Source organism: Synechococcus sp. WH 8109 (assembly GCF_000161795.2).
In the GTDB taxonomy this organism is placed as follows: Bacteria; Cyanobacteriota; Cyanobacteriia; order PCC-6307; family Cyanobiaceae; genus Parasynechococcus.
The window spans coordinates 1145249-1159517 of the sequence record NZ_CP006882.1 but is presented as its reverse complement, the minus strand read 5'-3'; the positions used below and the strand labels follow the sequence as shown (position 1 = coordinate 1159517).

The window sequence follows — 14269 nt, the reverse complement described above, 5'->3', positions numbered from 1 at the left end:
CTGCAGAAAGGGTGTGATTTTGTCAGCGGTTTTCAGCCTGAATGGCGCTGTTGCTGAGCCGTCTCGAAGCGAGTCTGCGTGTCAGGCGCATTTGACTGTTGACACCATTGAGAATGTCATCAGGGGTGGATGAGATTTTGCTGATGGCTGGGCCATGGCCAGAAAACAAGACGAATTGGATGGATCAATCAATTGCTTGCAATTGATTAATGGCTTGTTGATTATGAAAGTTGCTTCTGAGAAACAAAAACAGTTTGTTCATCATGTTGAACCAGAAACCGCGCCCGCGCCAGGAATGTCTGCCCTCAATCGCGGGGCAGGATGGAACTAGCTCCTGCTAACGGTCGACAAAGGGAGTGGTCTCGTCCTGCGGAACTATCTGGGGATAGCCTTTACGGACGTGTTGATAGACCCTCCTTTCTTATTGCAGTGAATGCTCAGGACGCGTTGGCTTCCCCCTCAACTGGGTTGAGCTGGATGTGATTCAGCAGCGTTGTCACAAATGCGAAGAGCAGAAACGGAAGGCTGAGCACCAAAATCAGCCCCACTCCCACCAGCGCAAACACTGGTCGCGACGAGCCCATCAGGGCCAGCCCCGCAGCCAGGCTCACAAAAATGACGGCCATCCAGGCCAGCACCTGTCCGTAGATATCGCCAAAGGTGAGCGTGCAGCGCACCGCGAAAGGGGATCCGCTGGTCATAGGCAGAAAGTTGCCCTCATAGCTAAGCCAAGAACGTTGGTGTTGTCAGAAATCGCCCGGAGATTCTTCAGGAAGCCAACGCATCCAGTTGTTGCGACGCCTGCTGACGCTCCCAAAGCCGTTTGTACACACCCGGCTGCTGAATCAAGACGTTGTGGTGTCCCTGTTGAACGATGCGTCCGTTCTCCATCACCAGGATGCGATCACAGGCCGCTGCGGCTGAAAGTTGATGGCTGATCATCACGATGCTCCGGTCATCCTGAGCTCGGATCGAATCCAAAATCGCCGCAGCCGTGTTGTTGTCAACGCTCGCCAAGGCGTCGTCGAGGACCAACACCGGCGCCGACATCAGTAGAGCCCGGCCCAAGGCTGTGCGTTGACGCTGTCCACCACTCAAAGTGATGCCGCGTTCGCCAACGATGGTTCCGAAACCATCGGGGAAGCCCTTCACGTCATCAGCCAGGCGGGCTTGCTCTGCCGCCAGTTCAACCAGCTGATCACTGGCGTCAGGATCGCCGTAGCGCAGGTTGTCCGCCAGGGTGCTGGTGAACAGGAAGCCCTCCTGGGGAACGATCGCCACGTCACGGCGCAACCTCCTCAGGGGCATTTGGGTGACATCCACGCCATCCAGGAACAGCTGTCCCGGTTCCAGTGGAACCATCCGACCGAACGCCCGAGCCAGGGTGGTCTTGCCGCAGCCCACGGCCCCCACAACAGCCACCAACTCCCCTGGCTCGATGCAGAAGCTCAGGCCATTGAGGGTGTTCTTCTCAGCACCCTGGTACTGGACCGTCAGGCCGCGGGCTTCAAAACGTCCCCGGTGTTCTGCCGTTGGCTGCGGCTGAACATCAGAGGGATCAGGGTCTTTGATCTTTGGTTCCCGTTTCAGTAATTCCTCCACCCTCTCGAGGCTCACCTGGCCGGTCTGGAAGGTGTTGAGCGTGAATCCCAGCAGTGCCGTTGGGAAGACGAGCTGCTCCACATAAAGGATCAGGGCGACCAGTCCTCCAATGCTCAGACGACCGGCTTCGAGCTGGCCGCTGCCGATGGCCAGCAGCAAAAGAACAGAGAGGGAGGAAATTCCCTGAAGCAGCGGGAACAGGGTGCTTTGTGTTCTTGCCAGCTGAATGGCACTGTCGCGGTAGCGGCGGTTCCGTGTGGCGAAGGCCTGCTGTTCTGCTCCCTCCTGGCCGTAGATCTTGATGGCGCCGATCCCCGAGAGGTCCTCCTGAATCAGGTTGCTGAGGGCGGAGAGTTCTTCCTGCTGCGCGCGCTTCTGACGCATCATGCGCCCACCGAACAGGCGCACTGTGCTGAGCATCACGGGGTAGAGCCCGACGGCGGCCAGGGTCAGCCACGGATCGATGGCCAACATCGCGGGCAGCGTCAGCGCATAGGCCAGCAGCGTGTTGGTCAGGCTGAGAATCGCGAATCCGAGCAGGCGCCGGATGTTTTCCACATCGCTGGTGGCGCGACTGATCACTTCACCGCTGCCCTTGCTCTGAATCCAATCGGGTTCCTGGCGGAGCATGTGCTCGAACAGGCGCTGACGCAGATCCACTTCCACCTGGCGCCCCACGCCGAAGATGAGTTGACGCGAGGCCAGTCGGATCACGCCCATGGCGCTGGCGAGCAGCACAACCCACCCCGCCTGGCGCAGGACTCCGGCGTAACTGAATCCCTCCTGCAGCTCGTCCACAACGCTGCGCACTTCCATCGGGATCGTGACCCGTAGAACGTTGACCACCACCAAGGCGATGGCTCCAAGCATCACCGTGCGGCGATGGGGACGCAGATAGCGGCCGATCAGATCGAGACGAAGGGCGGCCATGCGAGCTTGTGGGTCCCGTTGTCAGGCCAAACTAGGCATCAGGCTTCAATGGCTGGTCGTTCTCCGTTGATCTGGGGGATAGTGGGTCTGTCCCCATCAGCCGGCCCGGCGTGCCTCGCACCCCGGGTTTTTTACTGCCAGCTCTCCCTCCATGTCTTCAGACCCGCGTTCCTGGTCCGGTTGCTTGGACCATCTGCTGCAGGGCAACAACCTCAGCTCCGATGAAGCCACTGCCCTGATGCGTGCCTGGCTGGCTGAAGAGCTCGAGCCGGTGCAGACCGGGGCGTTCCTGGCTGGACTGAGGGCCAAAGGGATGGTGGCAGATGAGCTTGCGGCCATGGCGGCTGTCCTGCGCGAGGCCTGCCCCCTTCCCTGCGACCGACCCGATCTGGCCATGGTCGACACCTGTGGCACCGGTGGTGACGGTGCCGACACCTTCAACATCTCCACGGCGGTCGCCTTCACCGCGGCGGCTTGCGGGGTCAATGTGGCTAAGCACGGCAACCGCAGCGCCAGCGGCAAAGTGGGTTCAGCTGATGTGCTCGAGGGGCTCGGTCTCAACCTCAAGGCACCGTTGAAGAAGGTTGTGGAGGCGTTGCCGGGAACCGGCGTCACCTTCCTGTTTGCTCCCGCCTGGCATCCATCTCTTGTGAATCTGGCGCCGCTGCGACGCACCCTGGGGGTCCGCACGGTGTTCAACCTTTTGGGGCCCCTGGTCAATCCGCTGCAGCCCCAGGCGCAGGTTCTTGGCGTAGCGCGTTCGGAACTTCTCGACCCCATGGCGGGCGCTCTGCAGCACTTGGGCTTGAGCCGTGCCGTTGTGGTTCATGGAGCTGGAAGCCTCGATGAGGCGTCCTTGGCGGGTCCCAATGCCTTGCGTTTGATCGAATCCGGGAGCATCACCACAAAGGAGGTCTCCCCTGAAGATCTGGGCCTGACCCGTGCTGGTCTCGATCTGCTGCGCGGTGGTGACTGCGCGGTGAACCAGCAGATCCTTCAGAACGTTCTGCAGGGACAGGGATCGCTGGCGCAGACGGAGGTTGTGGCCTTCAACACAGCGCTGGTGCTATGGGCTGCCGGTCTTCAAAGTGATCTGTCGGCTGCTGTCGCTCAGGCTCTGGCTGTTCTGATCGAGGGAAGGGCCTGGGACAAGCTTGTGGCTCTGCGGGATGCTCTGTCCGACGGAGATGGAGAATGAGTGACTGATGACCTGCGGCGGCCCTTCGATGCCCGATTCCCCATCAGACAAGGCTTATCTCGTCCTTGCCGATGGCACGGTTCTCACCGGTGTCGGCTTCGGCCATCGCGGCACCACCATCGGTGAGGTGGTCTTCAACACAGGCATGACCGGTTATCAGGAGGTGTTGACAGACCCCTCCTATGCCGGGCAGCTGGTGAGCTTCACCTATCCCGAACTCGGCAACACCGGGGTGAATGCTGACGATCAAGAAGCTGATCGCCCCCACGCCCGTGGCGTGATTGCCCGCCAGCTGGCCCCAGTTCCCAGCAACTGGCGCTGTGAGCAGTCTCTTGAGAGCTGGATGCAAACCCACCAGCTGGTGGGCATCAGCGGTGTGGACACCCGTGCCCTGGTGCGTCACCTGCGTGAGGTGGGGGCCATGAATGGCGTGATCAGCAGTGACGGTCAGACCCCGGCGCAGTTGCTGGAGCTCCTGAAGCAGGCCCCGTCGATGCAGGGGCTGAACCTGGCGGACCGCGTCACTACCCGTGAGCCCTACCAGTGGAATCAGGCCTGCAGTGTTGGCTTCGATCAACGTTTGCAGCGCCGCAGGGACGCGCCCTTCCGTGTTGTCGCCATCGATTTCGGCATCAAGCGCGCCATCCTCGATCGATTGGTCGCCCATGGCTGTGACGTCACGGTTCTGCCGGCAGACACGGATCTGGATACGGTTCGTTCCCATCGCCCGGATGGCGTCTTTCTGTCCAACGGCCCTGGCGACCCGGCAGCGGTGACCCATGGGATTGCCCTGGCCAAGCTGTTGCTGGAGGAATCCGATCTACCCCTGTTCGGCATCTGTCTGGGTCATCAGATCCTTGGTCTGGCCCTGGGCGGAGAGACGTTCAAGCTGTCCTATGGCCACCGCGGCTTGAACCATCCCTGTGGCACCACTGGCCGGGTTGAAATCACCAGTCAGAACCATGGCTTTGCCCTCTCCGCTGATTCTCTGGATTCAGACGTCATTGACGTCACCCATTTCAATCTGAACGACCGCACCGTGGCAGCGATCGCCCACCGTCAGAAGCCGGTGTTCGGAGTGCAGTACCACCCGGAAGCGAGTCCGGGCCCCCACGACGCCGACCATCATTTCGCCCGCTTTGTGACGCTGATGGCCGATCGCCATTGATGAGGTGGTAGCCAACGCTCAGCATCACTACACTTCGTGCCGATGATGCCTGGGGGGCTTGATCCCATCAGCGAACTGCAGCGACTGACCGTCTCTCTCCGGGGCGGATTTGAACAGAAAGACGGCTGTTTGGTGTTTCATTTCACCGGTCAGCTGGATGCGTACTCCGAGAAGCAGTTCATGGAGTATGTGGGTGATGTTTTGAAGGCCAACAAGCTTCCGTCTGTTCTCGATCTCAGCAAGATCGATTTCCTCGATTCATCCGGCCTTGGGGCATTGGTTCAGCTGGCAAAGCAATGCACGGATGCCAAGCGGTCGTTTGTGCTGGTGGGGAACACGAGGGTGACGCAGACGATCAAGTTGGTGCGTCTTGAGGAGTTCCTTCATCTGGCGGAGGATCTGCCCACAGCCCTAAACCAGTTGGCCGCTTGAGCGATTGGATCAGAAGCCAGTCTCCCAGCGACATCAACGAACAGCTGGGACCATTGCAACTCGCTTGGATTGGCGATGCCGTGTGGGAGTTGCATCAACGGCTCCGCCATGGATCGAGGCCAGGACGTTCTGGCGACCTGCATCGTGCTGTCGTGGCTGATGTTCGTGCTGACGCCCAGTCCCGCTTGCTGAGCTGGCTTGAAGAACGCGAGCTCCTCTGTTCAGAAGAACTCGATCTGGTGCGCCGGGGTCGCAACAGTGCCGGGCGTGGGCCACGGCGTGCAGACGCTGCGGTTTATGGAAGGGCCACAGGGTTTGAGACAATGGTGGGCTGGCTGTTTCTGAACAATCCAGCCCGGCTTGCGGAGCTCTTCGATCACTTGGAGCAAGCCGGATCCCACCCATAACGTTGCCTCGCACACCATGAGCCCTCGCTTTGAACGCCGCTCCAGCGGTCCATCCCGCGATGGCCGTTCGGGGCCAGGAGGAGGTGGGGGCGGTCGACCACCAGTAGGGGGCCGTTCCGGCAACGCTCGCCCCATGCCAGGCAACCGCCGTTCCGACGGGGGTCGTTCCCCCTATTCCAAGCCCGGGCGTGATGGCGGCGGTTATCGCGAACGACGCGCTCCACGGGATGGAGAGTTGGACCAGTCGCGAGGTGGTGGTCGACCCGGTTATCGGTTCAAGGAGCGGTCTGGGGATCGTTTCGGTGATCGCGCCGGTGATCGGTTCAAGGAGCGGTCTGGGGATCGTTTCGGTGATCGCGCCGGTGATCGGTTCAAGGAGCGGTCTGGGGATCGTTTCGGTGATCGCGCCGGTGATCGATCAGTAGAACGTTTTGATGATCGTCCGAAAGAGCGGTTCGGCAACCGCTCCCGATCCTTCGACCGAGATCAGAACGCTCCCCGCTCGGGCTCTCAAAACGAACGTTCAGGGCCTGGACGTTTTCGCGATCGCAACGATCGGTTCGGCGACCGCCGTCGCTCCGGGGATGAACGGCGCCAACCTTCCCAGCGCCCCAGATCCCGCTTCGACGAGGCTCGTCCTCAGCGGCCGGATGCAGCACCGGAGGCTGCAGCGGCCACCCCGCCAGCGGACGATCTGATTTGGGGGCGTCATGCCACCCAGGCCGCGTTGGAGGCCGGACGCCCCATCCATCGCATCTGGTGCACTGCGGAGATGCGCAGTGCCTCCAAATTCCTCCAGCTCCTGCGCGATGCCAAGGCCTCGGGCGTTCTCGTGGAAGAGGTGACCTGGGCCCGGTTGGGACAGATCACAGGTGGGTCTGTTCACCAGGGCATCGCCCTGCAGACGGCGGCGGCGGAAACTCTTGATCTCGACAGCCTCATCGAGGGCTGCTCGGATCTGGGGGAACCTCCCTTGCTGGTGGCCCTAGACGGTGTCACCGACCCGCATAACCTTGGGGCGGTTGTTCGCTCCGCTGAGGCCATGGGAGCCCATGGTGTGGTGATCCCTCAGCGCCGTAGTGCTGGCTTGACCGGTTCCGCCGCCAAGGTGGCCGCCGGAGCCCTGGAACACCTGCCAGTGGCACGCGTGGTCAATCTCAATCGGTCCCTGGAAAAGCTCAAAGACGCCGGCTACAGGGTGGTGGGCCTTGCCGCTGAAGGAGATGTGACCCTCACCGATGTCGACCTGAGTGGGCCGATGGTGCTGGTCACCGGATCCGAAGACCAGGGCTTGTCGCTGATGACCCGGCGCCATTGCGACCAGTTGGTTCGCATCCCGCTGCGGGGCATCACACCGAGCCTCAATGCTTCCGTCGCCACAGCCCTTTGCGTCTATGAAGTGGCACGGCGCAACTGGATGAAGGACATTCACGGTCAGGCGCCGTCGCCGCCGATTCGGAGGCCCAAACTTGTGGGTGCTGAATCGCCTGTTGAGGCAATTGAGGCGTCTGAGACGGCTGTTTTGTCTAAACAACCTGTTGTGGCTATACAAACTGCTCCGCCCGAACATCCTGAAGCTCCTGTGAAGAAGGCCCCGGAGCAGCTGATTGACCTGGATCTGGATCCATCTCAGCCGGATGCTGTCTTGCCGTTCGATCAGAACATCCAGCTATCTCCCTGAAAACAGCGCGGTTTTCCAAGATCTCGGGGCACAATGCCCAGAGGTCTTGTTCCTCCCATGAGTCCCCTGATTCGGCCGCTGCGCAGCCTTGCCAATGGCTTTGGACTCGCTTGGTGGGCTCGTGTTCAGACTTCAGGCCCTGATGTGACCTACTGGTTCGGTCCCTTCATCACCCGCAAGGGGCTGGAGAGCGAGCTCAGTTCCTTCCTGGACGACGTCAAGTCGGAGCAACCCCAGTCGATCAGCCATTCCCTACTGCGGACCCGGCGTTCCGAGCCCCTCACCATTTCAGCTGAGGGCTGATCCTGCGGCTGATAGCGTCCTTGCTGCAATGGATCGCAGGGACATGACGATCAGCGCGTGGCGTCAGCAACTGCAGAGCGGCGAGGTTTCCTCCCGCGAGCTCATTGATCAGCACCTCAAGCGGCTCGATAGTTCTGAGCCTTCGCTGAACGCTTTTGTTGAAGTCACGGCCGATCAGGCCCGTGCTGAGGCGTCCCGCATCGATGAAGCCCGGGCCGCCGGAGAGACGCTTGGCCCCTTGGCGGGATTGCCACTGGCGATTAAGGACAACCTCTGCACCAAAGGTGTTCGCACCACCTGTTCCAGCCGGATGCTCGAGCAGTTCGTGCCGCCTTACGAATCCACGGTCACCGAGCGGCTCTGGCGGGCCGGAGGTGTGTTGGTGGGTAAGACAAATCTGGATGAGTTCGCCATGGGTGGCTCTACCGAAACGTCCGCGTTCGGTGCCACACAGAACCCCTGGAACACCGCCCATGTGCCGGGTGGAAGCTCCGGTGGCAGTGCAGCGGCCGTCGCCGCCGGCAGTTGCGTCGCTTCGCTTGGTTCCGACACCGGTGGCTCCATCCGCCAACCGGCTTCGTTCTGTGGTGTGGTCGGCCTTAAGCCCACCTACGGCCGCGTCAGCCGTTGGGGCCTGGTGGCCTTCGCCAGCTCTCTGGATCAGGTGGGACCCTTCGCTGGCAGCGTTGCTGATGTGGCCGAACTGCTCCAGGTGATCGCCGGGTCCGACCCCCGCGATTCCACCTGCCTTGATGCAGCGGTTCCCGATTTCAGCGCCGGCCTCAACCAGTCCATCAAGGGGCTAAAGGTGGGAGTGATCAAGGAATGCTTCGATGCCGAAGGCCTTGATCCTGAGGTGAAGGCATCGGTGCAGGCCTCTGCTGCCCAGCTGGAGGTTCTTGGTGCTGAACTGGTGGAGGTGAGCTGCCCCCGGTTCAACGACGGCATCGCCACTTACTACGTGATCGCACCATCGGAGGCGTCGGCCAACCTGGCGCGATACGACGGTGTCAAATATGGCTTCCGTGCCGAAGACACCGAGAGCCTTGCCGCGATGACGGCTCGAAGCCGTGCTGAAGGATTTGGCGCTGAGGTGCAACGGCGAATCCTGATCGGTACCTACGCCCTGTCCGCCGGATACGTCGATGCCTACTACAAAAAGGCGCAGCAGGTTCGCACCCTTATCCGGCGGGACTTTGATGCGGCCTTCCAGAGTGTGGATGTGCTGCTTACGCCAACAGCGCCGTCCACGGCCTTCAAGGCTGGCGCCCACGCCGACGACCCTCTGGCGATGTATTTGGCTGACCTGCTGACGATTCCGGTAAATCTGGCTGGACTCCCGGCCATCAGTGTTCCCTGTGGATTCAGCGCGGCGGGTCTGCCGATTGGGATGCAATTGATCGGCAATGTGTTGGATGAACCGCGTCTGCTTCAGGTGGCTCACCAATATGAGCAGGCTGCGCAGGTGTTTGCGTCACGACCGGAAGCCCCGCTGGTGCCCTGAGTTGCCCCACATGTGGGGGGTTGTATTCCCTTTGAACACTGGATCTTGCGTCGGGTCCTAGTCTGACCCCATGGCTTTTGTTCCTCTCCACAACCACAGCGACTACAGCCTTCTGGACGGTGCGTCGCAGTTGCCAGCCATGGTGGAGCGGGCAAGGCAGCTGGGCATGCCTGCCATCGCCCTGACTGATCACGGCGTGATGTACGGCGCGATTGAGCTGCTGAAGCTCTGTCAGGGCACAGATCTCAAGCCGATCATCGGCAATGAGATGTATGTGATCAATGGGTCCATTGACGATCCGCAACCCAAGAAAGAGAAGCGGTACCACCTGGTGGTGCTGGCGAAAAACGCGACCGGTTACCGCAATCTGGTGAAGCTCACCAGCATCAGCCACCTGCGGGGGATGCGAGGACGCGGGATCTTCTCCCGTGCCTGCATCGACAAGGAACTGCTGAAGCAACACAGCGAAGGCTTGATCATCGCCACAGCCTGTCTCGGTGGTGAGATCGCCCAGGCGATTCTGCGTGGGCGCCCCGATGTGGCCCGCAAGGTGGCGGCTTGGTATCAGGAGGTTTTCGCCGACGACTACTACCTCGAGATCCAGGATCACGGATCCCCGGAAGATCGGATCGTCAACGTTGAAGTCGTCAAAATTGCCAAGGAGCTCGGCATCCAGATCGTTGCCACCAACGATGCCCACTACCTGAGCAAGCAGGACGTTGAAGCCCACGATGCCTTGCTCTGCGTGCTCACCGGCAAGCTGATCACCGATGAGAAGCGACTGCGTTACACCGGAACCGAATACATCAAGACCGAAGAGGAGATGGACCTTCTCTTCGGGGATCACCTCGAGCCTGAGGTGGTTCAGGAAGCGATCGCCAACACCGTCAAGGTGGCCGAGAAGGTGGAGCCTTACGACATTCTTGGGCGCTATCAAATGCCCCGCTTCCCCATTCCCGAGGCCCATACACCCGTCAGCTACCTGAGGGAAGTGACGGAGCAGGGATTACGGGATCGGCTCGAGCTCAGCCCTGAGGCCCCGTTGCCCGACGACTACGCCGAGCGCATGGCCCATGAGCTCAAGATCATGGAGCAGATGGGATTCCCCACCTACTTTCTTGTGGTCTGGGATTACATCCGTTTTGCCCGGGAAAGGAACATTCCCGTCGGTCCGGGCCGTGGCTCCGCCGCTGGGTCGCTCGTCGCGTACTGCCTGGGGATCACCAACATTGATCCAATTACGAACTGCCTCCTGTTCGAGCGCTTCCTCAATCCGGAACGCAAGTCGATGCCTGATATCGACACCGACTTCTGCATCGAGCGTCGTAGTGAGGTAATCGACTACGTCACCGAGCGCTACGGCGAGGACAAAGTGGCGCAAATCATCACCTTCAACCGGATGACCTCCAAGGCGGTTTTGAAGGATGTGGCTCGGGTGCTCGACATTCCCTACGGGGATGCCGACCGTCTGGCGAAGCTGATCCCGGTGGTTCGCGGCAAGCCCGCCAAGCTCAAGGCGATGATCGGCGAGGAATCACCCAACCCCGAGTTCCGCGAGAAGTACGAGGCTGATCCAACTGTGAAGCGTTGGGTTGACATGGCGATGCGGATTGAAGGCACCAACAAAACCTTCGGTGTTCACGCAGCTGGTGTGGTCATCGCCGCTGACCCCCTCGACGAACTAGTGCCGTTGCAGCGCAACAACGATGGTCAGGTGATCACGCAGTACTTCATGGAAGACGTGGAATCCATGGGTCTGTTGAAGATGGATTTCCTGGGGTTGAAGAACCTCACGATGATCGAAAAGACCCTCGAGTTGGTGGAGGTGAGCAGTGGCACCCGTGTTGACCCCGACAAATTGCCGCCCCAGGACGAAGAGACCTTTGCCCTTCTGGCGAGAGGTGATCTGGAGGGGATCTTCCAGTTGGAATCCAGCGGAATGCGGCAGATCGTCCGTGATCTCAAGCCGTCATCGCTGGAAGACATCTCCTCGATCCTTGCCCTCTATAGACCGGGGCCTCTCGATGCTGGCCTGATTCCCAAATTCATCAACCGCAAGCACGGCCGGGAGGCGATCGACTTCGCCCACGCGATTCTTGAGCCGATCCTGTCTGAGACCTACGGGATCATGGTGTACCAGGAACAGATCATGCGGATCGCGCAGGATCTGGCCGGTTACTCCCTGGGTCAGGCCGATCTGCTCCGGCGGGCGATGGGCAAGAAAAAAGTGTCCGAGATGCAGAAGCACCGCGGCATTTTCGTTAAGGGGGCTGGAGAGCGGGGCGTTGATGAAAAGGTCGCCGACGAACTGTTCGATCAGATGGTGCTCTTCGCTGAATACTGCTTCAACAAGAGCCATTCCACGGCATATGGCGCCGTCACTTACCAGACGGCCTACCTGAAAGCGCATTACCCGGTCGCCTACATGGCGGCACTGCTCACGGTGAATGCCGGAGCTGCCGACAAAGTGCAGCGCTACATCTCCAATTGCAATGCGATGGGGATTGAGGTCATGCCCCCGGATGTGAATGCCTCGCTCACCGATTTCACCCCCAACGGCGATCGGATCCTGTTCGGCCTCTCCGCCGTTCGAAACCTTGGTGATGGTGCGATCCGTCAATTGATCGCTGCCCGCGATAGCGATGGGCCTTTCCGTTCACTGGCGGATCTGTGTGACCGGATCCCATCCTCGGTGCTCAACCGCCGTGGTCTGGAGTCGTTGATTCACTGCGGTGCCCTGGATGCCATGGATCCGCAGGCCAACCGTGCTCAGTTGATGGCTGATCTTGATCTGCTGCTCGACTGGGCCTCCTCACGGGCCAAAGATCGAGACAGCGGCCAGGGCAACCTCTTTGATCTAATGGCTCCTGCCGCCGATGCCGATGGGCCGGCGGATCTCAGCCATGCACCCAAGGCGGCGCCGGTGCCGGACTATCCCCCAACCGAAAAGCTTCGTCTCGAAAAAGATCTGGTGGGCTTCTACCTCTCCGATCACCCACTCAAACAGCTGACACCCTCGTCGAAGTTGCTGGCGCCCATTGGTCTGGGCTCCCTGGAGGAACAGCCAGACAAAGCCAAGGTGAGTGCCATTGCGATGGTGGCTGAAATGCGCCAGGTCACCACCCGTAAAGGCGATCGCATGGCGATCCTGCAGCTCGAGGATCTCACCGGAAGTTGCGAAGCCGTGGTGTTCCCCAAGAGCTACGCGCGCCTTGCAGACCACCTGATGGCTGAATCCCGCCTCTTGGTTTGGGCTGGGGTCGATCGGCGTGACGAGCGCGTGCAGCTGATCATTGACGACTGCCGTGCCGTCGATGAGCTCAATCTGCTGCTGGTTCAGCTCCCCTCCGATCAGGCCAGCGACATCGCCATTCAGCACAAGCTGCGGGAATGCCTGAACCAACACCGCCCCGAGCGGGATGAGCTGGGCGTGAAGGTGCCTGTGGTCGCCGAGGTGTGCCATGGCGACAGTGTTCGCTATGTGCGACTTGGTTCCCAGTTCTGCGTCAAAGACATTGATGCAGCGATCGCGTCACTGCGAACCCAATCCTTTGAAGCCCGTTGCAGCGACCGTCTGGTTCTCTCCTGATCGTCTGATCAGGAGGTCCTGGTGCACACAACTGGATCAGGACTTCGATTGCTTTTGCTGCTCCTTTTGGGCCCGGATCGACTCCTTCATCCGCTGAATGTTCGGCTTGAAGTTCTCGAAGCCGAGCAGAGAACCCGGTTCGGGATCCCAGCTGGCGGTCAACACGCCAATGCTGAGGCCCACCAGACCAAGGAGGAAAAACAGGCCGGAGCCCGTCAGCGTGAGTCCTGGAGCGATATCGGCGATGCCACGGGTGACAACGAAATAACTCCCAACAAAAACTCCCATCCCAGCTAGGGACGGGAGTCCTGTGAAAACAGCAACCCGGCGCGCCATTCGATCGGCCACGTAGCGAGGAATGGCTTCCTGCCGAGGGGTCCCTGAAGCAGGCTTGCTTCCCTTCCCAGACCCTTTCGGCTCAAAGGGGAGGGCGTTGCGTTGCTCAGGCATGGGGGACGTCGATCAGCCGCGGATGCCCAGTTTGGCGATCGTATCGGCGTAACGTTGCTCGCTCTTGCTGCGCATGTAGCTCAGCAGGCGCTTGCGGCGACCAATCATCTTGAGCAGCCCCTGCCGTGAGGAGAAGTCATGGATGTTGTTTTGCAGGTGGCTGCTGAGACGGTTGATGCGCTCACTCAGCATTGCCACCTGGACCTCGGCAGAACCGGTATCGGTGCCGTGGGTCTGGTGGGTGTTGATCAGCTGCTGCTTCTCGGTGGTATCAAGCGACATGCGCGGGGGGCGGCCCTGTCAGTGCAAACAACCAGCTTACCTTTGCGTGGGGCGGCTCAGGCCGATTCTCGGCTCAGCCATTGCAGGCAGCCCCGCAGCCAGGCGTCCTGGTCGTCTCCAGCAGGCGGTTGGCCATCGGCGCCCTCGGCGATCGCACGGATGGCCCGACGAATTTCCAGATCGTCGTAACCCAGCATCGAGAGGGTCGCTTCCACGTCGGCACCACTTGCCGGCATCTGCTCCGAGCTGACGCCTTCCGCCAGCGATGGGGCGGGATCCACGCCCGCGAAGGCCGCAATCGAGGCCCTGAGTTCCACCGCCAGGCGCTCAGCGGTGCGTTTGCCGATGCCCTGCGCCTTGCAGAGGCGACGAAGATCACCGCTGCTGATCGCTTCCACCAGCTCCTGGGGTTTGCATTCCTGCATCAGCGCCAGACCGGCCTGGGGGCCAACACCGCTAACGCTGATCAGCAGCCGGAACAGATCCCGCTCCTGGCGCAGGGGAAAGCCGTAGAGGCTGCTGCCGTCCTCCCGCTGAACCTGATGAATCCACAGGTTCAGGTCGCCATCCGCCGGAAGGTTTTGCTGATGCCGCTCAGTCAGGTGCACCTCATATCCGACCCCACCGCAGAGCAGCAGAACGCCGCTACGGTTGCCTTGGGTCCAGCACTCCATCGGTCGTCCCTGCAGCCAGCCGATCATGGGGAGAGGTTTCAACCGCGTC

14 protein-coding genes are annotated in these 14269 nt (G+C 60.8%); 9 read left to right on the top strand and 5 right to left on the bottom strand.

Annotated features, from left to right (window positions below):
- The first annotated feature begins 154 nt into the window (after positions 1-154).
- On the top strand, positions 155-331 hold the full coding sequence (locus Syncc8109_RS12280; protein WP_006851645.1) for a hypothetical protein: 177 nt from the start codon (positions 155-157) through the stop codon (positions 329-331).
- 106 nt (positions 332-437) lie between these two features.
- Here the strand turns inward: Syncc8109_RS12280 and Syncc8109_RS06310 are convergent, their stop codons facing one another.
- Entirely contained in the window at positions 438-701 is a 264-nt protein-coding gene (locus Syncc8109_RS06310) for a hypothetical protein (protein ID WP_011364125.1), read from the bottom strand.
- A 67-nt stretch (positions 702-768) separates the two neighbouring features.
- Positions 769-2532, bottom strand: a complete 1764-nt coding sequence (locus tag Syncc8109_RS06305; RefSeq protein WP_006849652.1) for an ABC transporter ATP-binding protein — start codon at positions 2530-2532, stop codon at positions 769-771.
- A 151-nt stretch (positions 2533-2683) separates the two neighbouring features.
- On the opposite strand from Syncc8109_RS06305, the gene trpD reads away from it, so the two are divergent.
- The 8 genes from trpD to Syncc8109_RS06265 all read left to right on the top strand — a co-directional run bounded on the left by trpD (position 2684) and on the right by Syncc8109_RS06265 (position 12814).
- Positions 2684-3730 (top strand): anthranilate phosphoribosyltransferase, encoded by a 1047-nt coding sequence (gene trpD / locus Syncc8109_RS06300; RefSeq protein WP_006850072.1) that lies wholly within the window; start codon positions 2684-2686, stop codon positions 3728-3730.
- Positions 3731-3737: 7 nt separating this feature from the next.
- On the top strand, positions 3738-4898 hold the full coding sequence (gene carA / locus Syncc8109_RS06295; RefSeq protein WP_006852095.1) for a glutamine-hydrolyzing carbamoyl-phosphate synthase small subunit: 1161 nt from the start codon (positions 3738-3740) through the stop codon (positions 4896-4898).
- A 42-nt stretch (positions 4899-4940) separates the two neighbouring features.
- Positions 4941-5330: an STAS domain-containing protein gene (locus Syncc8109_RS06290; RefSeq protein ID WP_025362330.1), complete on the top strand. Its 390-nt coding sequence runs from the start codon at positions 4941-4943 to the stop codon at positions 5328-5330.
- Positions 5327-5737 carry a Mini-ribonuclease 3 gene (locus tag Syncc8109_RS06285; RefSeq protein ID WP_006850639.1) on the top strand — a complete coding sequence of 137 codons (411 nt, stop codon included), beginning with the start codon at positions 5327-5329 and terminating at the stop codon, positions 5735-5737. Before Syncc8109_RS06290 ends, Syncc8109_RS06285 begins: the two co-directional genes overlap by 4 nt.
- A gap of 16 nt (positions 5738-5753) precedes the next feature.
- Entirely contained in the window at positions 5754-7418 is a 1665-nt protein-coding gene (gene rlmB, locus Syncc8109_RS06280; protein WP_025362329.1) for a 23S rRNA (guanosine(2251)-2'-O)-methyltransferase RlmB, read from the top strand.
- 57 nt (positions 7419-7475) lie between these two features.
- Complete coding sequence (locus Syncc8109_RS06275) at positions 7476-7721, top strand: DUF1816 domain-containing protein (protein ID WP_006851057.1); 246 nt, start codon at positions 7476-7478, stop codon at positions 7719-7721.
- A 28-nt stretch (positions 7722-7749) separates the two neighbouring features.
- Complete coding sequence (gatA, locus tag Syncc8109_RS06270; RefSeq protein WP_045172742.1) at positions 7750-9225, top strand: Asp-tRNA(Asn)/Glu-tRNA(Gln) amidotransferase subunit GatA; 1476 nt, start codon at positions 7750-7752, stop codon at positions 9223-9225.
- Between the two features lie 70 nt (positions 9226-9295).
- On the top strand, positions 9296-12814 hold the full coding sequence (locus tag Syncc8109_RS06265) for a DNA polymerase III subunit alpha (protein ID WP_006849609.1): 3519 nt from the start codon (positions 9296-9298) through the stop codon (positions 12812-12814).
- Positions 12815-12850: 36 nt separating this feature from the next.
- Here the strand turns inward: Syncc8109_RS06265 and Syncc8109_RS06260 are convergent, their stop codons facing one another.
- Genes Syncc8109_RS06260 through ruvA form a run of 3 tightly spaced genes read right to left on the bottom strand, consistent with a single transcriptional unit; the run spans position 12851 to position 14247 of the window.
- The gene (locus tag Syncc8109_RS06260; RefSeq protein WP_006852133.1) at positions 12851-13264 is read right to left on the bottom strand and encodes a PAM68 family protein; all 414 of its coding nucleotides are present in this window, start codon (positions 13262-13264) and stop codon (positions 12851-12853) included.
- Between the two features lie 12 nt (positions 13265-13276).
- Positions 13277-13546, bottom strand: a complete 270-nt coding sequence (gene rpsO, locus Syncc8109_RS06255; RefSeq protein ID WP_006851408.1) for a 30S ribosomal protein S15 — start codon at positions 13544-13546, stop codon at positions 13277-13279.
- 56 nt (positions 13547-13602) lie between these two features.
- Positions 13603-14247 (bottom strand): Holliday junction branch migration protein RuvA, encoded by a 645-nt coding sequence (gene ruvA, locus Syncc8109_RS06250; RefSeq protein ID WP_025362328.1) that lies wholly within the window; start codon positions 14245-14247, stop codon positions 13603-13605.
- Between the last annotated feature and the right edge of the window lie 22 nt (positions 14248-14269).